This is a genomic window from Pseudarthrobacter chlorophenolicus A6 (assembly GCF_000022025.1).
GTDB lineage: Bacteria > Actinomycetota > Actinomycetes > Actinomycetales > Micrococcaceae > Arthrobacter > Arthrobacter chlorophenolicus.
Genome location: NC_011886.1, coordinates 3,155,854 through 3,176,928 on the forward strand (window position 1 = coordinate 3,155,854; position 21,075 = coordinate 3,176,928).

At 66.9% G+C, this 21,075-nt stretch carries 21 protein-coding genes; 10 read left to right on the forward strand and 11 right to left on the reverse strand.

Annotation, left to right across the window (positions count from 1 at the left end; translation table 11 throughout):
• Positions 1 to 3: 3 nt before the first annotated feature.
• A complete protein-coding gene (locus ACHL_RS14285; protein WP_244266468.1) occupies positions 4 to 777 on the reverse strand; it encodes a demethylmenaquinone methyltransferase in 774 nt (257 codons plus the stop codon).
• 124 nt (positions 778 to 901) lie between these two features.
• Here ACHL_RS14285 and ACHL_RS14290 point away from each other — a divergent pair, with 124 nt between their 5' ends.
• The 6 genes from ACHL_RS14290 (at position 902) to ACHL_RS14315 (ending at position 7,379) form a co-directional block, all read left to right on the forward strand.
• Entirely contained in the window at positions 902 to 2,365 is a 1,464-nt protein-coding gene (locus ACHL_RS14290) for an isochorismate synthase (protein WP_015937989.1), read from the forward strand.
• Between the two features lie 168 nt (positions 2,366 to 2,533).
• Positions 2,534 to 3,334, forward strand: coding sequence for an ABC transporter substrate-binding protein (locus tag ACHL_RS14295; RefSeq protein WP_015937990.1), 801 nt, complete (start codon positions 2,534 to 2,536; stop codon positions 3,332 to 3,334).
• A 115-nt stretch (positions 3,335 to 3,449) separates the two neighbouring features.
• A complete protein-coding gene (locus ACHL_RS14300) occupies positions 3,450 to 4,241 on the forward strand; it encodes an amino acid ABC transporter permease (protein ID WP_015937991.1) in 792 nt (263 codons plus the stop codon).
• An 11-nt stretch (positions 4,242 to 4,252) separates the two neighbouring features.
• Positions 4,253 to 5,041 (forward strand): amino acid ABC transporter ATP-binding protein, encoded by a 789-nt coding sequence (locus ACHL_RS14305; RefSeq protein ID WP_015937992.1) that lies wholly within the window; start codon positions 4,253 to 4,255, stop codon positions 5,039 to 5,041.
• A 266-nt stretch (positions 5,042 to 5,307) separates the two neighbouring features.
• Positions 5,308 to 6,522, forward strand: a complete 1,215-nt coding sequence (locus ACHL_RS14310) for an aminotransferase class I/II-fold pyridoxal phosphate-dependent enzyme (RefSeq protein WP_015937993.1) — start codon at positions 5,308 to 5,310, stop codon at positions 6,520 to 6,522.
• A 29-nt stretch (positions 6,523 to 6,551) separates the two neighbouring features.
• Positions 6,552 to 7,379 (forward strand): VOC family protein, encoded by an 828-nt coding sequence (locus ACHL_RS14315; RefSeq protein WP_015937994.1) that lies wholly within the window; start codon positions 6,552 to 6,554, stop codon positions 7,377 to 7,379.
• Between the two features lie 19 nt (positions 7,380 to 7,398).
• Here ACHL_RS14315 and menD read toward each other — a convergent pair whose 3' ends face one another.
• The 4 genes from menD to ACHL_RS14335 all read right to left on the reverse strand — a co-directional run bounded on the left by menD (position 7,399) and on the right by ACHL_RS14335 (position 13,770).
• Positions 7,399 to 9,090, reverse strand: a complete 1,692-nt coding sequence (gene menD / locus ACHL_RS14320) for a 2-succinyl-5-enolpyruvyl-6-hydroxy-3-cyclohexene-1-carboxylic-acid synthase (protein WP_043794725.1) — start codon at positions 9,088 to 9,090, stop codon at positions 7,399 to 7,401.
• Positions 9,091 to 9,421: 331 nt separating this feature from the next.
• Complete coding sequence (locus ACHL_RS14325) at positions 9,422 to 11,491, reverse strand: PhoX family protein (RefSeq protein ID WP_015937996.1); 2,070 nt, start codon at positions 11,489 to 11,491, stop codon at positions 9,422 to 9,424.
• 197 nt (positions 11,492 to 11,688) lie between these two features.
• Positions 11,689 to 12,690 carry an o-succinylbenzoate synthase gene (locus ACHL_RS14330; RefSeq protein ID WP_015937997.1) on the reverse strand — a complete coding sequence of 334 codons (1,002 nt, stop codon included), beginning with the start codon at positions 12,688 to 12,690 and terminating at the stop codon, positions 11,689 to 11,691.
• A 63-nt stretch (positions 12,691 to 12,753) separates the two neighbouring features.
• The gene (locus ACHL_RS14335) at positions 12,754 to 13,770 is read right to left on the reverse strand and encodes a magnesium and cobalt transport protein CorA (RefSeq protein ID WP_015937998.1); all 1,017 of its coding nucleotides are present in this window, start codon (positions 13,768 to 13,770) and stop codon (positions 12,754 to 12,756) included.
• Positions 13,771 to 13,895: 125 nt separating this feature from the next.
• Between ACHL_RS14335 and ACHL_RS14340 the strand changes: the two genes are divergently transcribed.
• From ACHL_RS14340 to ACHL_RS14355, 4 genes are all read left to right on the forward strand, one after another.
• On the forward strand, positions 13,896 to 14,237 hold the full coding sequence (locus ACHL_RS14340; RefSeq protein WP_015937999.1) for an ArsR/SmtB family transcription factor: 342 nt from the start codon (positions 13,896 to 13,898) through the stop codon (positions 14,235 to 14,237).
• A gap of 11 nt (positions 14,238 to 14,248) precedes the next feature.
• Complete coding sequence (locus ACHL_RS14345; RefSeq protein WP_015938000.1) at positions 14,249 to 14,758, forward strand: SRPBCC family protein; 510 nt, start codon at positions 14,249 to 14,251, stop codon at positions 14,756 to 14,758.
• A 21-nt stretch (positions 14,759 to 14,779) separates the two neighbouring features.
• Positions 14,780 to 15,949: an MFS transporter gene (locus ACHL_RS14350; RefSeq protein WP_015938001.1), complete on the forward strand. Its 1,170-nt coding sequence runs from the start codon at positions 14,780 to 14,782 to the stop codon at positions 15,947 to 15,949.
• Positions 15,950 to 16,017: 68 nt separating this feature from the next.
• Positions 16,018 to 16,908, forward strand: coding sequence for a phosphatase PAP2 family protein (locus tag ACHL_RS14355; protein WP_043794092.1), 891 nt, complete (start codon positions 16,018 to 16,020; stop codon positions 16,906 to 16,908).
• A gap of 22 nt (positions 16,909 to 16,930) precedes the next feature.
• On the opposite strand, the gene ACHL_RS14360 is transcribed toward ACHL_RS14355, so the two are convergent.
• From ACHL_RS14360 to ACHL_RS14385, 6 genes are all read right to left on the reverse strand, one after another.
• Positions 16,931 to 17,257 carry a hypothetical protein gene (locus tag ACHL_RS14360; protein WP_015938003.1) on the reverse strand — a complete coding sequence of 109 codons (327 nt, stop codon included), beginning with the start codon at positions 17,255 to 17,257 and terminating at the stop codon, positions 16,931 to 16,933.
• Between the two features lie 466 nt (positions 17,258 to 17,723).
• Positions 17,724 to 18,209, reverse strand: a complete 486-nt coding sequence (locus tag ACHL_RS14365) for a hypothetical protein (protein WP_015938004.1) — start codon at positions 18,207 to 18,209, stop codon at positions 17,724 to 17,726.
• Complete coding sequence (locus ACHL_RS14370) at positions 18,210 to 18,863, reverse strand: signal peptidase I (protein WP_015938005.1); 654 nt, start codon at positions 18,861 to 18,863, stop codon at positions 18,210 to 18,212.
• A complete protein-coding gene (locus tag ACHL_RS14375) occupies positions 18,853 to 19,458 on the reverse strand; it encodes a hypothetical protein (RefSeq protein WP_015938006.1) in 606 nt (201 codons plus the stop codon). Before ACHL_RS14375 ends, ACHL_RS14370 begins: the two co-directional genes overlap by 11 nt.
• A gap of 72 nt (positions 19,459 to 19,530) precedes the next feature.
• Positions 19,531 to 20,076, reverse strand: a complete 546-nt coding sequence (locus tag ACHL_RS14380; protein ID WP_015938007.1) for an alternate-type signal peptide domain-containing protein — start codon at positions 20,074 to 20,076, stop codon at positions 19,531 to 19,533.
• A gap of 171 nt (positions 20,077 to 20,247) precedes the next feature.
• A complete protein-coding gene (locus ACHL_RS14385) occupies positions 20,248 to 20,964 on the reverse strand; it encodes an esterase/lipase family protein (protein ID WP_015938008.1) in 717 nt (238 codons plus the stop codon).
• Positions 20,965 to 21,075 lie beyond the last annotated feature (111 nt).

Here is a 21,075-nt window from a genome sequence, read left to right on the forward strand (position 1 = left end):
AGGTCAGCGGGCGATGTTGCGGCGCAGCTTGGCCACCGGGCCCTTGTGCGCGGCGATGGCGGCGGCTGCGCTGTCCGGGGCGCCAGCCGGCTTGAAGGCGCGGTGGACGGCAACGATGCCGCCGGTGAGGTTGCGGTAGTTGACGTTCTCCCAGCCTTCGTCCTGCAGCCATGCGGCCAGGTGGTCCTGGTCCGGCCAGGCCCGGATGGACTCGGCAAGGTAGACGTACGCGTCCGGGTTGGAGGCAACCTTGACGGCGATGGCGGGCAGGGCACGCATCAGGTATTCGGTGTACATGGTGCGCCAGAGCGGAACAACAGGCTGCGAGAACTCGGCAATGACCAGCCGGCCGCCGGGCTTGGTGACGCGGAGCATCTCCGCGAGGGCCTTCTTGGGTTCGTTGACGTTGCGCAGTCCGAACGAGATGGTGGTGGCATCGAAGGTGTTGTCCGCGAAGGGCAGGTTGGTGGCGTCACCGGCGATGAAGTCGATGTCGGGGCGGCGGCGCTTGCCCACCTTGAGCATCCCGAGGGAGAAGTCGCACGCCACAACCTCTATGCCTGCATCGGCATATGGCTCGCTGGAGGTGCCGGTTCCGGCGGCGAGATCCAGGACCCGCTGGCCCTTGGAGACTTCCATCGCATCAACCACGATTTTCCGCCAGCGGCGGGTCTGCCCCATGGACAGGACATCATTGACGACGTCGTATTTCGGTGCGACGTCGTCAAACATCGTGGCTACTTCGTCCGGACGCTTATCCAAGGATGCTCGGTTCACCATGACATTGTCTCAAATGTTCCGGCGGGTCCGGACCATGCCGCGAGGTTTCCCCAACTGCCCGCCAGGGCGCCGGAAGTTACTCGGCAGGGTAAGTATTTTTAAGTACTAGTGTTGTCTCATCATGACGAGCACGATCGGCACTGGACTCCTGAAAAGCCTGACAGTCCCCCTGGATGGAAAAGAATTTCCCGGGGGGCTTCCTGCGTTTCTGGTGCGTGACGACGTCCTCTGCTGGACCCGCCGCGAGGCCGGCCTCGCGGGTTTCGGCGAGATCGCACGGTTCACCGCCACGGGCCCGGAGCGCTTCCTTGAGGCAGATATCTGGTGGCGCCACCTGGTGATCGAGGCCCGCGTCACCGATTCCGTAGAACTTCCCGGCACCGGGCCCGTGGCTTTCGGATCCTTCGCCTTCTCCAAAACCTCCGCCCACGAATCCCGGCTCATCGTCCCGGAAATCGTGGTTGGCGTGCGGGACAACACGGCGTGGCTCACCCAATTGACGTTCGACGACGGCCCGCTCACCGAAGCCGGAGCCCTCGCCGCGTTGGAGCGCTGGCTCGGCGGGAAGCCCGTCAGCCCGGGTACGTCGGCGGGACATACGTTGGCAGCAGTTGCGTCGGCAGCAGCCGCACCGGCTGGAAGTACGACGGCGGCAGCGGACCCGGCCGGGGACGCCCGCCACGGTGCCGTTCCCGCGAAGGAGGGCGCCGCCGTCGTACGCCCCCTCCCCCTGGCTGCGGGCGCAACACTGCACACCGGCTCGCTCAGCGAAGAAGCGTGGATGGACGCCGTGGCCGCCGGCGTGGAGGAAATCCGGACGGGTGCCCTGGAGAAACTTGTGCTGGCACGCGATGTGGTGGCCACGATTCCCGGCGGCGTGAACGCCTCCCGGGTGCTGCGCGAACTGGCCGCCCGCTACCGCGAATGCTGGACGTACGGCGTGGACGGACTGGTGGGTGCCACACCGGAAATGCTGATCCAGGTGGAGGGGCGCACCGCCCAGGCCCGCGTGCTGGCCGGGACCCTTGACCGTCGGGACGCGCACGGCGAGGACGGCCTGCCCATGGATTACGCCACCCGGGTACTGGCAGGCTCGGAAAAGCAGCGGCATGAGCATGAGATCGCCATCCAGTCGCTGACCTCCCAGCTGGCCCCCTTCTCCGAAGCGATGAACGCCCACGATGAACCCTTCATCCTGGAACTGCCCAACGTCTGGCACCTGGCCTCGGACGTCAAAGCCGAACTCGCCGAGGTGGAGGGCCACGTTCCCACCTGCCTGGCCCTCATCAACGCCCTGCATCCCACGGCCGCTGTCTGCGGAACACCCACCCAGGTGGCCGGTGCACTGATCCGTAAGCTGGAACACCTGGACCGCGGACCCTACGCCGGCCCGGTGGGCTGGCTCGATGCCGCAGGCAACGGCGAGTGGGGCATCGCGCTCCGCGGCGCAGTGATCGAGGCCCCGGACACCGTGCGCCTGTATGCCGGGTGCGGCATCGTGGACGGCTCGCAGCCCGAAGCGGAACTGGCCGAGACCTGGGCCAAGTTCCGGCCGATGCTCGAATCGCTCGGCATCCGCAGTTAGCCCAAACGTCCGGTATCCGAGACAGCGTTGCTTCGCCTAGGCTTGAAAGTGCCGGTAATTTAGTTATCCAATAGTGAAACTAAGTTTCCTGTGATGCACATCTCACAATCGGCGATACACTATCAACCGATTTAGTACCGCATACCCCTGCAACAAAAGGTAAGAAACATGCAGCTCAAGTCCCTGGCCACGGCCAAATTGACCGCCAAGGCAGCAGCACTCTTCGCCGTCGGAGCCCTCACCCTCACGGCGTGCGGCGGCAGCTCCACCCCCGCAGCTTCCGAAGGCGGCATCCAGCTCATCAACGCAGGCAAGCTCACGGTCTGCTCCGATGTCCCCTACGAGCCCTTCGAATTCCAGAAGGACGGCAAGACGGTGGGCTTTGACATCGATATCGCCAACGAGGTGGCCAAGGACCTGAAGGCCGAGCTCAACATCGTGGACAGCTCCTTCGAGGCCATCGAGACCGGCACCGCGCTGACCGGCTGCGACGTCTCCATCTCCTCCGTGTCCATCACGGACACCCGCAAGCAGGTCATGGACTTCTCCGACCCCTACATGGATGACGACCTGACCCTCGTGGCCAAGGAAGGCTCCGGCGTGGAGAACATCGACTCCGCCAAGGGCAAGAAGGTTGGCGTGCAGCAGGCCACCACCGGCGCCAAGTACGCCCAGGAAAAGGGCATCGAAGCACAGCAGTTCGAGGACTCCGGCCTCCTGGTCCAGGCCCTCGAAGCCGGCACCGTCGACGCCGCCCTGGGCAACCAGTCCGTGCTGGGCTACGCCATCAAGGACAACACCCAGTTCACCCGCGTTGAGGACTACGCCACCGGCGAGAAGCTCGGCATTGCCATCAAGAAGGGCAACACCGCAATGCTGGACCAGGTCAACAGCACGCTCAAGCGCCTGACCGATGACGGCAGCCTGGCGAAGTTCAAGACCACCTGGTTCGGCGAAACCGCCAAGTAGCCACCGCTTGGGGCCACCCCGGGCCCCGGTGAGCAGAGTTCAGGCATGAGGCCCCGGCTGGCACGCACGGCAGCCGTCCGGGGCCTCAGCCACGCACAACGAATGTGAGCACCCAATGGCAATGACCGCACGCCAGCGAGCCAGAGTAAGCCTGTATGTCCAGGCCGGAATCTTTGTGGTGGCCATCGCCGCACTGATCCTGGCCACGGACTGGAAGACCATGGCCACCAACGTCTTCAACTTCGGCAAGATCGGGCCGATGTTCCCGGACATCTTCCTGGTGGGCCTGAAGAACACCCTGATCTACACGTTCCTGGGCTTCGTGGTGGGTCTCAGCGGCGGCCTGCTGCTTGCCCTGATGAAACTGTCCAGCTTCCCGCTGTACCGCTGGATAGCCACCGGCTACATCGAGTTCTTCCGCGGCATCCCGGCGCTGCTGGTCTTCATTGCCTTCGGCTATGGCGTCCCGCTGGCCTTCGGCGTCCAGTGGAACGTGACCATCATCGTGATGATCTCACTGGGCATCGTGGCCTCGGCGTACATCGCCGAAACCCTCCGCGCCGGCCTGCAGGCAGTGCCCAAGGGCCAACTGGAGGCAGCCCGTTCCCTGGGCATGCCGCAGTGGCGGGCCATGGTCACCATCGTCATTCCGCAGGCCTTCAAGATCGTTCTTCCGCCGCTGACCAACGAGGTCATCCTCCTCACCAAGGACTCATCCCTGATCTACGTCCTGGGCCTGACAGCTTCGCAGTACGAGCTCACCAAGTTCGGCCGCGACGGCATCTCCAGCCTGGGCGCCGGCCTTACGCCGCTCCTGGTGGCCGGTGCCTTCTACCTGGTGGTCACCATCCCCCTGAGCCTCCTGGCCCGGAAGTTCGAAAGCCGCTCCGCGCGGACCAAGCGATAGGCAGGGAAGCCATGAACGACGTCGTACCTACCACCACCGTGCACGCAGCCGGCGTGGACATCTCAGACCTCCGCAAGTCCTACGGCTCCAACGAGGTCCTCAAGGGCATCAGCCTGACCGTCAAGCCCGGTGAGGTGGTGTGCCTGATCGGCCCTTCCGGTTCCGGCAAGTCCACCCTGCTGCGCTGCGTCAACCTGCTGGAACAGCCCAACCGGGGCAGCATCCACGTGGGCGGCTTCGAAGCCACCGATCCCGATGTGGACATCGACAAGATGCGCCGCAAAGTGGGCATGGTGTTCCAGCAGTTCAACCTGTTCCCGCACCTGAACGCCCTACGCAACTGTTCCATCGCGCAGACCAATGTCCTCAAGCGCTCCCAGGCCGAAGCGGACAAGGTGTCGCTGCACAACCTGGAACGCGTGGGCCTGGGGCACCTCGCAGACCGCTTCCCGGACCAGCTCTCCGGCGGCCAGCAGCAGCGCGTGGCCATCGCCCGGGCACTGAGCATGAACCCCGAGCTGATGCTCTTTGACGAGCCCACCTCGGCCCTGGACCCGGAGACTGTTGGTGATGTCCTTTCAGTCATGCGGAACCTGGCCAAGGAAGGCATGACCATGCTGGTGGTCACGCACGAGATGGCCTTCGCCCGCGAGGTGGCTGACCGCGTGGTCTTCATGGACGGCGGTGTTGTGGTGGAGGAAGGCGTGGCCGAGCAGGTCATCGGCTCCCCCGCCCAGCCGCGCACCAAGGAGTTCCTGCGCCGCGTGCTGGACCCCACCCACATCAACATCGAGGACTAGGCCAGGGCCTTTCCTCCGGTTTCACTCCAGGAATCCCTGGTGCTGCGGTATCGCCGCAGCGCCAGGGATTTTGTGCGTCATGGGCACCTTGGGGTTCCGGCTGACATCCGGCCGCGGACGACGGCGGGACCTGGCCCGGGCATTCACGCCAGCCTTTACACGGGGGCAGGCGGAGCCCAGAATGGGTCCCACCACAGCCCTGGCCCCGCAGCGTGCTGCCCGGCTGCACGCAGTCCGGTTCCGGGGCAGCAAAGGAGCGCCGATCCATGAACGATGCAGCAGCCGCCCGGCAGGCCGGCTCACCGGTTTCCGCCCGGGCTGCCCGGCTGGCGTCGATCCCGTCCTTCCTGCGCGTTGATGAATACATCCGGGAGTTTGGCGCACGCAGGGACGGCGTGGCGGGAGGCTGTGATTTCACGTTCGGCAACCCCCACCAGATGCCCGCCGGCCGCTATGTCACTGCGCTGCAGGATGCGCTGGTCCCGCAGCATGACCAGTGGTTCGCGTACCAGGCCAACGGCCGCGCGGCCTGTGAAGCCGCCGCCGAGTCGCTTCAGCAGTTACTGGGCGTCCCTTTCCGCCCGGAGGACATCTACCTCACCACCGGCGGTTTTGCCGCGATTGCGCTGGCGCTGAAGACCGTTGCCGATCCCGGCGACGAGGTGGTCTACAGCCTGCCGCCGTGGTTCCTGTACGAGCCGCTGATCCTTGAGGCGGGCCTGGTACCGGTGAAGGTCACGGTGGACACCACCACGTTCGACCTGGACCTGGACGCGATAGGGGCCGCCATTACGGAAAGGACCCGCTGTGTCATCGTCAACACACCCAACAACCCCACCGGCCGCATCTACCCGCCCCAACTGCTGACCCGGCTGGCAGAGCTGCTGGAAACGGCCTCGGCACGGCTCGGCCGGCGGATCTACCTCATTTCGGACGAGCCCTACAACCGGATCGTGTTCGACGGGCTCCGCTTTCACAGTCCCGTGGAGTTCTACCCCTACACGCTGTTGGCTTACTCCTACGGTAAAACCCACCTGTCCCCCGGCCAGCGGGTTGGCTACCTTGCCCTGCCGCCCGGAATGCCGCATCGCGACGACCTGCGTCCGGCCATCTCCGGCCTGCAGGTGGCAATGGGCTGGATCTACCCGAATGCGCTGCTGCAGCATGCATTGCCGGAACTCGAAAAATTCTCCATCGACATCGGGCAGCTGCAGCGGCGCCGGGACCGCCTGGTCGACGCCCTCGGCGGCATGGGCTACCGCCTGCACCCGCCGGAAGGCACCTTCTATCTGTACGTCACCTCGCCCATCCCGGACGATGAAGCGTTCACCGCCCGGCTCGCGGCCCGGGACGTCTTTGTCCTTCCGGGCGCGCTGTTCGAGACCCCGGGCTTCTTCCGGATTTCCCTCACCGCCAACGAGGAAATGATCGAGCGCAGCCTGCCGGTCTTCGAAGCGGCTTTGAAGGAAACGCCTGCATGACAACTGTCTCCAAAGCACAGGAGTGAAGCATGAATCCCAGGACCTATCCGACTGGCGTTCCGTGCTGGATCGATACCACCCAGCCGGATGTTGACGCCGCCGCGGCTTTCTACTCAGGGCTGTTCGGCTGGACGTTCGAGGACGTCATGCCTCCCGGCGCCCCCGGCCGGTACCTGATCGCGAAGCTCGACGGCCGGGACGTCGCAGGCCTGGGAAGCGGCGGTGGCGCGGAAGCCTCGTGGAGCACGTACATTGCCGTTGACGACGCCGATGCAGCCGTCCAGCGGCTTGTTGCCGGCGGTGCCGCCCTTCTTTCCAAACCGCAGGATGCCGGGGAGGGCGGACGGGACGCGGCCCTGGCCGATCCGCAGGGGGCCGGCTTCCACGTTTGGCAGGCCAGGCGGAGGCCGGGTGTCCAGGTGGCCAACGTGCCGGGAGCCTGGAATTTCAGCGACCTGCACACGCCGGACCCGGGCCCGGCCATCAGTTTCTACCAGGAGGCGTTCGGCTGGGAGGTGGACGATCTCGGCTTCGGAATGCTGGTCCGGCGTCCCGGCTACGGAGACCATCTGGAAGCGACGGTGGATCCGGACATCAGGGCGCGGCAGTCGGAGATAGCCTCGCCCGTCGGGTTCGAGGACGCGATTGCCTGGATCGTCACCACCGGTCCGGACAGGCCGCCGCACTGGCATGTCACGTTCACGGTGGCGGACCGGGACCAGACCGCCTCCGACGCCGAGCGGCTGGGCGCCGAGGTTCTGCAGCGGGACGAATCCGACTGGACCCGCGAGGCACTCATCCGGGACCCGCAGGGAGCCATCTTCTCCGCCAGCCAGTTCACCCCCCCGGGTGGCTGAGAACCCGGGGTTTTCCCACCTACTGCCCAGCCAGCACGCCAGTCACGGCGGCCGACACCGCATCCTTAATCCGCCCGTGGAGCTGCCGCAGGGCGCTGCGGTCGGTGCGGACCTCCACGATGCTGCGCCCGCTGACCGGCCGGCCGAGCGCTTCAGCGAGTCCCGCCGTCGTGGTCACAAGGGAATGGCCGACGCCGTAGCCCGCGGCGAGTGCCGCAATGTCGGCTGAGTGCGGGGTGGCGAACAGGCGTTCGACGGCGTCTCCATAGCGGCCGCCGTCGCGCACCGCGCCGTGCTCCAGCAAGTCGAAGATCGCTCCGCCGGCATCGTTGAGGACCACGATCCGAAGGTCGGGCACCTCCTCGCCGGTGCCAAGGAGCAAGCCGCCGGCATCGTGCAGGAACGTGACGTCGCCCAGCAGGACGGTGGTTTCCTGGCGGCCCCCCAGGGCCAGTCCCGTGGCGGTGGAGATGGTGCCGTCGATGCCCGCCAAACCCCGGTTGGCGTACACCGTAGCGGCGGGGGCCTGGGCAGGCAGGGCTGCGAGGTCCGCGTCGCGGATGCCGTTGGAGGAGCCCAGGAGCAGCTGGCCGCGGGTGTGCTTCCATACCAGTGACGCCACCGACGGGCCGGTGGCGGCTGCCTCCGCGGCCACCACCTGGTCCACGGCGTGCTGGGCTGCCGAGCCCGCCAAAAGCCAGGTGTCCAGCCACTCCGCTGATCCACGGCCTGCGAAGTCGGCGAGGTCTGCCAGGTCCGCCAGGGGCAGTTCGGTGCGGCGGCCGGGCTCGTACCAGGCCACGGGCACCGGCTGGTACAGCGCGGACTGGACGTCGGGGCGGGCCAGCAGCGCGGCCACCGGCCGGGACAGGGTGGGCCGGCCGAACAGCACCACCCGCTCCACCGGCTGGCCGGAGCCGGGGCCGAAGTGCTCCAGCAGCAGCCTGTAGGGGCCCACGGCGTTCGGACCGAAACGGGCATTGGAGGACGGCTCGGCGAGCAGCGGCAGGTTGTGTGCCCTGGCAAACGCCTCGGCGACCGGGCCGGCGTCGTGCCCTGCAAGCACTACGGTGCGGCGCTCCGGCAGGTCTTCGGAGGCCGGGGGCAGATCCATGACCAGCGGCTCGGCACCGATCCGGAAGCGCCGCCGTGCTGCGGCAGCTGGAAGCCCTTCCCCCTCGGCGGGCACCAGCGGGTCCCGGAAGGCGAGGTTGAGCTGGACCGGGCCCGGCGGAATGTCATCGAACGCACCGGTCGCGGCGGACAGCGCGGTGCTGACGGCCCGTTCGGGGCTGGCGCCGGCGGGAACGTCGACGGCGAACCGGACGTGGTCGCCGAACAGGTCAGGCTGGACGGTGGTCTGGTTCGCCCCGGTGCCGCGGAGCTCGTCCGGCCGGTCCGCGGAGAGGACAACCAGCGGGACGGCTGCGTGGTTGGCTTCCATCACCGCCGGCATCAGGTTTCCGACCGCGGTCCCGGACGTGGTCAGCACGGCGGCAGGCGAGCCCGTTGCCAGGGCGAGTCCGAGGGCCGTGAAGCCCGCGGCCCGCTCATCGATCCGGACCAGCAGCTCCACCCGGCCCGCCGCCGACGCCTCGGCCAGTGCGTAGGCCATCGGTGCCGACCGCGATCCCGGGCAGACCACCACGTGCTGCACACCGCCGTCGAGCAGGACCCCGACGGCGATGCGTGCCGCGGCAACGGCGCTCAGCTCCGGCGCGTCCCCGGCGGCGTCGCGCGGGTCTGAAGGGGCGGCGTCGCGCGGGTCTGAAGTGGCGGCGTCGCGCAGGTCTGAAGTGGCGGCGTCGCACGGGTCTGAAGGGGCGGCGTCGCGCCCGTCAGAAGTGGCGCCGTCGTGGGCGGAGGTGGCGGAATCGTTGGCGGGGTCGTTCGGCGAAGTCACCAACCCAGTCTGCCACCCCCCAACGCCCGCTCACTTGCGGTGGCTCAAAACGGAACGCCCGCTCACCGGCCCCAGATGCCTGGACGTCCAGTGAGCGGGCGTTTGCCCCGAAAGCGCCACAAGTGAGCGCGCGTCGGGGTTAGCCGCGGAACACCTGGATGACCGCCGGACGGGGTGCGCGCACCTGGCCGGCTGCCGGCGTCGAACCTGCGGCTACGTAGTCCGGGAAGTAGGACCGCGGTGCCTCGAACGTGCCGTCTTCACCCGGGTGCTGGACCGAGACAAAGACGGAGCGTTCCTCGTCGTGGACGATGGGACCGCAGGTTTCGGCGTCCTGGGGTACGGCGAGGAACTGCTCAACCTTGCCGCGCTCGGCACCGTCCAGAGTGACCTTGAACAGGCCGTCGGCCCGGCCAATGCCGGAAGGGGCGCCGTCGGTGGAGATCCAGAGGTTGCCCACGGAGTCGAAGGCGAGGTTGTCCGGGCAGGAGATGGGTGAGACCTTGTCCGCGGGGAAGCCCGAGAAGTAGGTCACATCGCCCTGCGCCGGATCACCGCAGACCATCAGGAGGTTCCAGGTGAAGGTGGTGGAGGTCTGGTCCCCGGTTTCGGTGATTTCCACGATGTGCCCGTCGCGGTTCTGGTTGCGCGGGTTGACCTCGGTGGCGGCCTCGTTCGTGCCGGTGCCGCGGTTGGAGTTGTTGGTGCAGGCCACATACACCTTGCCGGTGTGCAGGCTGGGCTCCACGTCCTCGCAGCGGTCCATCTTGGTGGGGCCAACCTTGTCCGCGGCCAGGCGGGTGTAGACCAGGACTTCCTCCACGGACATGCCGGCAACGGCGGACTTGCCGTCCACCACCAGGGGCAGCCATTCGCCGATGCCGTCAAACGAGCCGTCCGAGGGTACAGCGCCGGTACCGGTGATCTCGGCGGCGGGCGAGTTGCCGGTGAACTTGGCGACGTAGAGGTTGCCGGCGGACAGCAGCGTCATGTTGTGCTTGCGGTCCCCTTCGCGGTACTTGTCCTTGGAGACGAACTTGTAGAGGTAGTCGAAACGCTCGTCATCGCCCGAGTAGGCCACCACATGGCCGGACTTGGCCACAATAACGTTGGCGCCCTCGTGTTTGAAGCGGCCCAGCGAAGAGTGCTTCTTCGGCGTGGACGTGGGGTCGAAGGGATCCACTTCCACAATCCAGCCGAAGCGGTTGGACTCGTTGGCGTAACCGGCGTTGCGGGTGTCGAAGCGGGGATCGTCGAGTTCCCACTGGCGGGCCGTGGCCTTGGAGGTCAGGCCGTAGCGCTTGTCCGCGGCGGAGGTGCCCGGTGCCGCGAAGTAGCCGTTGAAGTTCTCCTCGCCGGAGAGGATGGTGCCCCACGGGGTGGTGCCGCCGGCGCAGTTGCCCAGCGTTCCCTTGATGGCGCGGCCGCTGGGGTCCGCCACGGTCTTGACGAGGGCGGACCCGGCTACGGGGCCGGTGAGTTCGTAGACGGTGCTGTTCAGGTAGCGCCGGTTCAGGTCTGCTCCCTGGACGTAGGACCACGGCTTGTTCTTGTTCTTGCGCTCAAGTTCCACCACGGAAAGGCCATGCGCGGCTGCTCCCACAGCGCGCACCTGCTCCGCCGGCATCGAGGCCGGGAACATGATGTTCTCGTTGGTGTATTCGTGGTTGGAGAACAGGACGGCACGGTTGCCCTTGCTGCCCGGGACCTCGATGATGTCGGTGTAGTCGTTGTTGTAGCCGAACTGCTTTTCCTGGGCGGCAGCGGTCTGGTTGTTCAGGTCGAACGCGGGAGCGTCCTTGAAGATGGGGTCACCCCAACGGATTACCGGCTGCCAGGTGAATCCGTCCGGCACGGTGACGGCGTCAACGGCGGCGTCCACTGAAGGGATGGCGGTGAACTTGAGCTTCGACTTGCCAAAGCCCTCCTTCGCGGCCTTGGACAGCCCGGCCGCGTTGGCGGTTTCGGGCGAGGTGACCGCACTGCCCAGTGCGACGGCGAGGGCACCGGCAGCGCCAAGGCCCAGGGCTGCGCGGCGGGACATGGTGGCGGAGGCGATGTCGCGGAAGTAGCTGTTGGAGCTGGTGTTGCAGACGTCGCCTGCGCAGGCGTTGTCGCACTTGAGGGCGCAGGTAACAGCGCTGCGCTTGCCCTTGGTGTGGCCGAGCATGGGCAGGAGCGTGAATTTGCGGGTGGGCGTTGCAGACATGAAGGTGCCTTCCGAATGTTCCTCTGGGGTCGGTGACACACTGTCAGCCATGTCCTACGCGGCGGCATCGAAGAGGTAAAGGGCAGGTTAACCGCCCATGACCTGCAGAAACGTCAGGGGCATGCACACGCGTTTAAAACAGAGCCACCGCAAGTGAGCGCGCGTCACAGCCAGAGCCGCCACAAGTGAGCGCGCGTCTACCCGGCCAGGAGGGCGTGGACCCGGCGGAGCCGTGCCAGCCACCAGTCCCGGCGTTCGGGCGCTGCCGCGTACTGCTCCAGCAGCCCCGGATCGGCGGCGGCATCGCGAAGGGTGATGGCGCCGTCGTCGGCCGTCAACGGATCCAGGGTGATGTCGGATTCGAACAGGGACACCGTGCCCAGCCCGCAGGCGTACGGCAATTCAGGGAGGGCTGCGGCCAGGGCCAGCCCGGCGCGGATCCCCACGGAGGTGTCCAGCGCGGAGCTGACGACGGCGGGCAGCCCGGCCTGCGCCACGATGTCCAGTGCACGCCGCACTCCCCCGAGCGGCGCCACCTTGACCACGATCAGGTCCGCCGCACCGGCCCGTGCCACTTTCAGGGGATCGTCCTCCTTGCGGACGCTTTCGTCCGCGGCCACCGGCACCGGCGTTCCCGCGGCCCGCAGGCGCGAACGCACTTCGGCCAGGCCCTCGATGTCCGGGACGGGCTGCTCCGCGTATTCGAGGCCGACGGCGGACAGCCGGGTCAGTGCCTTGACCGCGGCGGGCACGTCCCACCCGCCGTTGGCGTCCACCCGGATCGCGGCACCGGGGAGTTCCGCGCGGACCGCCTCCACCCGGGCGGCGTCGTCAGCCAGGGTCTGGCCACGCTCCGCCACCTTGACCTTGACGGCATCCACCCTGCCGAAACGAGCCAGGACCTCAGGGACCCGGGACGCTTCCACGGCAGGCACCGTGGCGTTGACGGGTATCGCCGTGCGCAGCGGCCGGGGAAACCCCTGCCAGGCGGCCTCGATGGCGGCGGCCAGCCACCGGGAAGCCTCGGCACCGCCGTACTCCGGGAACGGGCAGAATTCACCCCACCCGGCCGGGCCCTGGATCAGCAGCGATTCCCGTTCCATGATCCCGCGGAACTTCACCCGCATGGGCAGGCTGACAACATGCGCCCCTGCCAGCAGCTCGTCCAACGGGGGGATCTGTGCGTCGCGGGCAAGCATGGATTCACTGTACCGGCGAGCCGCGGGGCCACGGCGGCAGCAGCGTGCGTACGTGGATAAGTCCTAGATCCACTTGTTGTGCTTGAAGGTGATGTACAGCCCCAAACCCATGGCGAGCATCAGGCCGATGGCATAGGGGTAGCCGTAGGTCCAGGTCAGCTCCGGCATGGCGGTGAAATTCATGCCGTAGATGGAGGCCACGAGGGTGGGGGCGAACAGGATGGCGGCCCAGGACGAGATGCGCTTGACCTGTTCGTTCTGCTCAAAACTGGATTCGGTCATCCGCTGCATCTCCTCATTCTGCCGCTGCGCCACCAGCGCCGCGTTGACCGCGAGCGCGTTCTGGAGCAGTGCCCGGAAGGACGCCACGCGTTCGTTGAGCCTCAGGACGTGGTCCAGCACATCGCGGAGGTGGTCCTGGAGGCCGGCATCAGCGGGGCGTTCCGGGGTTCCGGCCATGAGCGCCTGCAGGATCCCGGCCAGCGGGCTGGTGGCGCGCTGGAACGTGATGACCTGGCGGGAGAGTTCGTAGATGCGCCGGGAGACCTCGGGGTCGGCGCCGAAGAGATCGTCCTCGATTTCGTCGATGTCGTTCTCCAGGCCGGCGGCCACGGGCTCGTACTCGTCCACCACCTGATCCAGGATCCCGTACAGCACAGCCTCGGGGCCCAGTGCCAGGAACTCCGGCATCGACTCCATGCGCCGCCGGACCTTGGCCAGGTCCGGTGATTCTGCGTGCCGGACGGTCACCACGTACTCGTCTCCCGCAAACACGTGGATCTCGCCGAAGTCCACCTTTTCCACGTCGTCGCGGTACCGGGCCGGCCGCAGCACCAGGAACAGGCATTCGCCGTAGTGTTCCACTTTGGCCCGCTGGTGGCCTGCCAGGGCGTCCTCGACGGCGAGCGGGTTCAGGTCGAATTCCTCGCCCACCGACTGCAGCTCCTCGGCGTCCGGGCGGTAGAGGCCGATCCAGGCCATTCCTTCGCGTTGCCGCAGCGCAAAGTACGTTTCGTCCAGGCTTTCGGGGTCCGCTGTCCGCATCCCGTTCACGTAGACCGCGTTGTCGATGATCGTCACGGCTTCGCCTCCTTCAGGAGCCACCGCGGGGCCCGCGCCGGACCCCTTGCACGAAGGGTAGACCCTGGAAACCTGCAGGCCAACAGCCCCTTCTATCCATATCAATATGGGTACACGATGAGGCCATGGCACGGGCAGCGACAACCGCAGATGCGTTCAACGCCGTGGCCGAGCCCCGCCGTCGGGAAATCCTGGACGTCCTGGCCGGCGGCGAGCGGACCGTCAGCGAACTGGTGGAGCTGCTGGACCTGGCGCAGCCGCACGTTTCCCGCCATCTGCGGGTGTTGCGGGAGGTTGGTGCCGTGAAAGTCCGCGACGCCGGCCGGCAACGGGTCTACCGGCTCCAGCCACAGGCGCTGAAGCCCATCCACGACCTGGTGTCCGGCTACGCGGACCTCTGGGCGGGGCGCTTCGACTCCCTCGACGAAGTGCTGGATGACCTCCGGAATCAGGAAAACGGACACTAAGGAGCAGCACAATGGCACAGGCAGGCGGCAGGACCATGGACGTGACCTTCCCCAGCGACGAGGAAATCCTCATCACCCGGACGGTGGACGCCCCGCCGCACCTCGTCTTCAAGGCCTGGACCACGCCTGAGCTCGTCCGGCGCTGGTGGCCGGGGCGCCGCGGGGAGATGACAGTGGCGGAGATGGACTTCCGGGTGGGCGGGAGGTGGCGGTTCGTCATGCTGGCGCACGGCGAAGCGGAGGTGGCCTTTCACGGCACCTACCGCGAGATCGTGCCGGACGCGCGGATTGTGCACACGGAAGTGATGGAGTTCCCGGGGGCGGCACAGGACAGCGAAGAAGGCGCAGTGGTCAACACTGTCACCTTTGAAGCGGCCGACGGCGGCGCCGCCACCACGGTCAGTATCCGCACCGACGCGGGCAGCAAGGAAGTCCGGGACATGATTGCGCAGTCCGGCATGGAAGGCGGCGTCCGCGAACAGTTCGAGATCATCGGGGACATCGTGGCTTCCCTTGCCTGACCAAACCAATACATTGGGTCAATGACCCAAACCGCGCCGGCCACCCGCACGGCAACGGCCCCGCTGTACGCCGCCGGGTTCGTGACGGCCTTCGGTGCCCACAGCATCGCCGCCGGCCTGGGTGCTCAGAGTGGCAACATCGGCCTGACGCTGCTGAACCTCGGCATCCTGCTGGCCCTGTACGACGTAGCTGAGGTCTTCCTCAAACCCGTCTTCGGCGCCCTCAGCGACCGGGTGGGGCCTAAACCGGTCATCGTGGGCGGGCTCCTGGCCTTTGCCGCCCTGTCGCTCATCGGGCTGTGGGCAGCGGACCCGCTCATGCTCGCCTTGGCCCGGCTGGGACAGGGTGCCGCCGCGTCAGCCTTCTCGCCGGCGTCGTCCGCCATGGTGGCCAGGCTCGCCCGCGGCGGAAAGGCGGGCGCCTACTTTGGCCGCTACGGATCCTGGAAGAGCCTCGGGTACATCATCGGCCCGCTGCTGGGGGCCGGGCTGATCCTGGCGGGCGGCTTCGCCCTGCTGTTCGGAGCCCTGGCCGTGCTGGCAGCGGCAACAGCCGTGTGGGTGCTGGCGGCAGTACCGCACCTTGAGCCGCTCCCCCGCCAGCGCTACACGGTCATGGACCTGGCCCGGCAGGTGGGTGAGCGCAGGTTCTGGGTACCCACGCTGGTCCTTGCCGCCTCCACCGGTGCGCTCGGGGCGGCCGTCGGCTTCCTTCCCGCACTGGCTACCCGCCACGGCATGGACGCCTTCGCCGGCACCGCCGCCGTCAGCGTCCTGGCGCTCGGCTCGGTGCTGACCCAGCCGTGGATGGGCAGGCTGCGGGACCAGGGCCGGGTCACGGACAACAGGGGCACGACGGCGGGCCTCCTCCTGATTGCCGCCGGCGTCGCACTGCTGGCGGCCGCCCCCGCCGCTGTCACCATCTTCGTTGCGGCGGCAGCGATCGGAGTGGGGATCGGAGCCGCCACTCCCCTGGGCTTCGCGCACCTGGCGGACAGCACACCGCCGGAACGGATGGGCCGCACCATGGGATCGGCCGAGCTCGGCAGGGAACTCGGCGACGCCGGCGGCCCGCTCCTGGTGGGTGGCGTGGCTACGCTTACGGCCCTGCCGTTCGGGCTGGGCGCCCTTGCGCTCGTGGTGGCAGCGGCCAGCATTCCCCGGCTGCCACGAACCAGCCCGCCCGCCTAGCGAACACCGACGGTAGCCACAGCAGACGCGGAGAGGCTTCCCAGCTTTTTATGACACCCTTAACGGCGATGACTTCCTCACGGCAAACGCACCCCAGGACGCCTGCCCGGCCCGCACCGGGATCGGGTTTCCTGTTCGTGCTGGCCACCCTGGCCTGCGTTGCCGGTCTTGTGGCCACGTACTACTACTTCGTGCAGACCACCACAGGCCAGTTCATCGACGAGTCGGCCCTGGTGGAAGCGGTGGACGTCCACGGCCCCGCCGGCAAGGCGACCACCCGGTTCCTGGACCTGCTGCCCACCATCTCCCTGGTGATGGCCGCCGTCGTGGTCCTGTTCGTCACCATAATCCGGAAGCACTGGACCGAGGCCGGGATCGCCGTGGCGGCCTGCATCGGCGCGAACGTGGCCACGCAGGTGCTCAAGGACCTGCTCCCCGCCCGGCCGGACAAGGGCGTGGTGACCCTGGAACTGAACTCGCTGCCGTCCGGGCACACCACCCTGGCGGCATCCGCTGCGGCGGCCGTGTTCCTGATGGCCTCGCCGCGCTGGCGGCCCATGGCCGGGTTCGTGGGCGGCACGTTCGCCATCGCCTCCGGAGTGTCCACCTTGATCAACCAGTGGCACCGCCCGGCGGATGTTGTGGCCGCGTTCCTGCTGGTGGGAGCGTTTATGATTCCGGCCGGCTGGCTGATCCTGCGGCGCGGAACGTGGATTGCCTGGGAGGGCTTCAACCGGCACATCGGTTCGGCCAGGATCTGGCTGGTCCTTCCCGTGCTGATTGGCCTGGCCTCGGCGATGGTGGCAGCCTATTCGCTGGTCCGGATTGCGCCGAGCCCGTGGCAGGAGACCAGTACCACCAACTACTTCTGGGCCGGAATCTCACTGATTGTGATTGCCGGCTACCTGGCCACTGTGGCCACCACGTCATTGTTCGCGTTCGCTGCGCGGCGCCGCTGACGCCAGCCCGCTGCGGCTTCCCCTACCCCTCGCCAAAGTCCGGCGGGATGCCCAGGCCGGACTTCCCGCCGTCGGGCTCCTCGTCCATGGCCGCTGCAAGCTCAATCTGGTCGAGGTACCTCGCCGTGGGCCGCCCGGTGGCCACGGCCAGTTCCTCGAGGGACGCCAGGTGTTGCCGGGCAAGCTCAATGGCCACCCGTTCAAGGATGTCCGGGCCGTTCCTCATCACCAGGTCGCCCAGGAACACCTGCATCCGCCCGGGAGGCTTTCCGCCGCTTTCGAGGTCCGCGGCCGCCAACCGGGTCAGGGCGGCCGCGGCAAGGGCAGGCTTGTCACTGAAAAGTTCCACCGGCACCCCTCCCTTCCGCGATCAGGGGGAAACCACGGACCCGTCGCTCCCAAAATATCCCGGCCCCGGCAGGACGGTAGGGCCTTCCTGCCCTTGGTGGAACGCTTTTGGGCGCGGAGTGGTTCAAATCATGACGCGATTTTGAGTGTTCCTTGCGCCAGATCCAGCCGTACCTTGATCCGCCTACCGGATAGTAGCTTCTACCGGGTCGCTGGGACCCGGTATTGCGGCTCCTGCTGGAGACGCTCCAAATTCTCCTGGCGGCGTCTTGAAGTGGGCGCCGCCAGGAACCCACTTCCCAGTCTTCTGGAATTCACAGCCGTCTTGAACCGTTCCCGCCAGGGCAGCGGTTCTTTGCTTTTAACGGCCCTTAAACCAAAACCAGCTCGGCAGAAGCTGGCGCCGCCCTCGGGGGGGGGTGGTGGCGGCGCCTGCTTCCGCCGAGCTGGCGAAGGCTTCCCACACGCTAGGTGGTGGCCGAGATGCAGATGACCTTGTCGCTGTTGTTGCCCTGCTCCAGACCGACAACAGCGGTGGCCGCGACCTGTGTCTGGTCGGCGTAGGTGGCCACCACACGAATGGTGAGCTGCGACGTGGAGCGGTTGGCGGCAATGATTTGCGATCCGATGGTCAGGGTGACGGTGCTGGTGTTTCCGAGCACCACAGATTCGGTGTAGGACGGGCCGTAGGTCCCATTGGCCAGCCGTGCCGAATACGTCAGCGAGGCGGGTTTGCTGGTTCCCGCGGCGGACAGTGTGGCGACTTTTTGGGGGTTGTCGTTGGCGCAGGTGAATCCGGTGAAGGCCTGCAGCGGCCAGGCGACAGTCATGGTGGCGGTGGCGCTTTGCTGCCACAGGGCCGACGCCGCAGTTCCACCGAGCCCCAGCATGACGGTGAGAACGAAGGCTCCGACGGCAACGGCGGCTCCTGGCAGGTTCCGGAACGTACGCATTTAGGCCACGGCTCCGGCTGGATCCTTGCTGCCACGCGGTTTGCGGACTGATCTGTAGACCGTGATGGCACCGTAGCCGATGAGGCCGACGGCGGCCAGGACGGTCCAGGTGCCGCGGTCCGAGTTGCCCAGGGCGTTGGCCACGAAGCCCACATACGGAACTGCGTAGAACAGTTTGCCCTTGACCTGGATGGCCCGGACGGGCTCGGGATCGTTGGCGCCGTTGTTGTCACCCTTGGTGATCAGCGTCTTCTCCCCCGACTGGGTGGATCCGAAACCGACAATCCGGTGGGTGTCCACGTCCGGCCGGCCGGAATACACCTGGAAGGTGATGACGTCGCCGTACTTGAGCTCGTCGAACGCCGCCGGCTTCATCACCATGAAGGTGCCCGGCGGGAACTTCTGCGCCATGGACTTGGTCAGGATGGTGTAGGACTGCGAGCCGGTTGCCACGGGAATGACAATCAGCACCACGGACGCGAACAGCGCCACGAGCATGGCGGACATGCTCAGGATGCGTCCGACGGCGGCCCACGCCCCGGTGCCCTTGCGGCGGCTTTCGTCAGCGGACGACGGCGACGGCCCGGCGGTGCGGGACTTCTTGCGTGATGCGCGGGCAGGGAAAGCCGGCCCGGCGGTCAGGTCAGCAGCCACCGGACACCCCGCACTGACGGGCGGTGAGCGGAAGGGTGATGTTCACTGCTTGTCCTTTCACGGAGGTTGGGGCCGCGGAGCTGAGGCTGGCCTGGAAGCAAAAGATGGTGGAACCGTTCTTGGCCACCGTGGGCGAATCGAGTCCGCCAACACCGATCGCCAGATATCCGGCGCTGTTGCTGCAGTCGGCGGTGGAGGTGGCCCGCTTGGCGGTAACACTGATGTAGCTGGCCAGGGTCCCGCCGCTGACGTTGGTGATTGTTGGCTGACCCGCCGCGATGACGGTGTTGAACTGGCCGCCGGCGTTGGTGTTGTTGGTGACCTGCACCCCGCTGTACACCGGAGTCCCCGGGCCCAATGTGCCTGCCGGAGAGAGCGTCAGGGTGGCTGCCGTTCCGTTGGCCAGCGTCATGTTGGTGGTTTGCCCTGAGTTGACTGCCGTCATCGCCATGTCGAACGAAGCCGAGGACACGGATCCCGGTGCCGCTGATGTGGTGGCGTTCCACAGGGCGTAGCTGCCCTGGACGGTGAGGAGGCCCAGGAGCACTGCCGCTGCGACCAGGGCCGCTGCCTGCAGCGAGCGCTTGATGCGCATCGTTGGTCTCCTCCTGGTCGGTTTCCTTATGCTGCTGGCCGGCCGGCCCGTGGGCCGCCCGGCCACGTCAGGTTAGGAAAGGCCAGTCTGGGTCAGCTGGGTCAGCGTGTAGCTCACATTGCCGAGGTCGTAGTTCTTGGCAACATCGCTGCGGCCGGTTGTGGTGCTCTTGAATTCGAAAACAGTCGATGCCGTGACGGTCTGCGTGGCGCTCCCGGTGACAGGCTTCAGAACGGTGTTCGACGTGACATCACCTGCGGTGTTGGTGAGCTTCATCGGGGAGATGGCGACGTTGTCAGCGGTGAAGGTGTTGGCCGGAACGTTGGCGAGCACCACGTTGGCGGCCATCTTGTCGCCTACCAGGGTGACGGTCAGGGCCTGGGTGTAGGTGAGCTTGTCACCCGGAACCACCTTGTAGGTGTTGATGTTGATGGTTGCGCCGGTGCGGTCGGTCCAGACACCGGCGGCAGCTGTGACGTTCAGGTCGCCGGCGACGATGGTGCCGGGAGCCGCCGTTGCCTCTGCGTTCCAGTTGGCCAGAGTTCCGCCGCCGCCCAGCAACAGTGCTGCGCCTACGGCGATGGCTGCGGTTCCCTTGATCAGAGTGCTGTTCTTCATGATGTGTCCCCTCAGACTTTGCTTGCTTTGGTGGAAGTTGTCTTGCTGGGAACAACAATGCACAGCCAAACGCAGGAACATAGCGCGAAGAAAGGCAAAGAAGGCTCAAGTTATTTGAAAGTTAAACCACGGTCTGAGCTGGGCTTTTACCCGTGGGGACCTCCAACAGGCTTACAGCGCGGAGCCATGCTCCGGGAGGGCCAGCTGCTCGGTGATGATCCGGGCGGTTTCCGGGTCGCCCAGGATCCGGAAGTGCCCGGCCGTGGAAAGGGCGATATTGGTGGCGCCCGGCAGGATGCTGCCCTCGGGGATGTGGGGATCGAACGGACCGTAAATGGAGGTGATCCTGCTGTTGATGGCCTCTTCGCGGGCCAGCTCCAGGGTCAGGGCATTCCGCGGCGAGAACATCCGCAGGCTGGGCAGCAGCATGTACCTGGCGTAGCTGGAGCCGGAGAACGGGGTGCACACCGTGATCATCTTGCTGATCCGGCGTTCCGGGTCCATCATCAGCATCGCGTACTTGCCGATCAGGCCGCCTTTGCTGTGCGCCACGATAGCGGCGTCACGGAGCCCCGCCTCCTCGATGTGCTGGGCCACCAGGCGGGCCGCCGCCGGGATCTCAAGCTTGTTACGCTGCAGGACCGTAACCACGTGGACCGGGTGGCCGGCGTCGTGGATCCGCTGGATCAGGGGCAGCATGAACTGCCAGTTCTCGTAGACCCCGGGGATGATCACCACGGGGTTCCGTGTGCCCTGGTGGAAGGACCCGGGCTGCACCCGGGACAGCACGCCCTCCACCTGGCACATGGCCGCGTACACATAGTCCTGAACCCACCACAGCGCCTTCTGCAGCGGGCTGATCCGTGCCGGAGTCCCCGTTTCAACCATGTGTCGAGGATAGCCGCGGTCCGGCCCCTACCCACCAAAAGCTCCGGCAAACCCTCCCGTTTCCCTATCAGATCGCGTTCCCAAAACCGCCGGTTAGGAACCCGATCTGAT

Excerpts from the sequence above, each read along its gene's own strand:
- ACHL_RS14315 (WP_015937994.1), top strand. The coding sequence starts at position 6,552 with ATGAATCCCAGGACCTATCCGACTGGCGTTCCGTGCTGGATCGATACC.
- ACHL_RS14385 (WP_015938008.1), bottom strand. The coding sequence starts at position 20,964 with ATGGTTGAAACGGGGACTCCGGCACGGATCAGCCCGCTGCAGAAGGCG.
- ACHL_RS14340 (WP_015937999.1), top strand. The coding sequence starts at position 13,896 with ATGGCACGGGCAGCGACAACCGCAGATGCGTTCAACGCCGTGGCCGAG.
- ACHL_RS14290 (WP_015937989.1), top strand. The coding sequence starts at position 902 with ATGACGAGCACGATCGGCACTGGACTCCTGAAAAGCCTGACAGTCCCC.
- ACHL_RS14365 (WP_015938004.1), bottom strand. The coding sequence starts at position 18,209 with ATGCGTACGTTCCGGAACCTGCCAGGAGCCGCCGTTGCCGTCGGAGCC.
- ACHL_RS14310 (WP_015937993.1), top strand. The coding sequence starts at position 5,308 with ATGAACGATGCAGCAGCCGCCCGGCAGGCCGGCTCACCGGTTTCCGCC.
- ACHL_RS14355 (WP_043794092.1), top strand. The coding sequence starts at position 16,018 with ATGACTTCCTCACGGCAAACGCACCCCAGGACGCCTGCCCGGCCCGCA.
- ACHL_RS14300 (WP_015937991.1), top strand. The coding sequence starts at position 3,450 with ATGGCAATGACCGCACGCCAGCGAGCCAGAGTAAGCCTGTATGTCCAG.
- ACHL_RS14380 (WP_015938007.1), bottom strand. The coding sequence starts at position 20,076 with ATGAAGAACAGCACTCTGATCAAGGGAACCGCAGCCATCGCCGTAGGC.
- ACHL_RS14325 (WP_015937996.1), bottom strand. The coding sequence starts at position 11,491 with ATGTCTGCAACGCCCACCCGCAAATTCACGCTCCTGCCCATGCTCGGC.
- ACHL_RS14305 (WP_015937992.1), top strand. The coding sequence starts at position 4,253 with ATGAACGACGTCGTACCTACCACCACCGTGCACGCAGCCGGCGTGGAC.
- ACHL_RS14345 (WP_015938000.1), top strand. The coding sequence starts at position 14,249 with ATGGCACAGGCAGGCGGCAGGACCATGGACGTGACCTTCCCCAGCGAC.
- ACHL_RS14295 (WP_015937990.1), top strand. The coding sequence starts at position 2,534 with ATGCAGCTCAAGTCCCTGGCCACGGCCAAATTGACCGCCAAGGCAGCA.
- ACHL_RS14330 (WP_015937997.1), bottom strand. The coding sequence starts at position 12,690 with ATGCTTGCCCGCGACGCACAGATCCCCCCGTTGGACGAGCTGCTGGCA.
- ACHL_RS14350 (WP_015938001.1), top strand. The coding sequence starts at position 14,780 with ATGACCCAAACCGCGCCGGCCACCCGCACGGCAACGGCCCCGCTGTAC.
- ACHL_RS14375 (WP_015938006.1), bottom strand. The coding sequence starts at position 19,458 with ATGCGCATCAAGCGCTCGCTGCAGGCAGCGGCCCTGGTCGCAGCGGCA.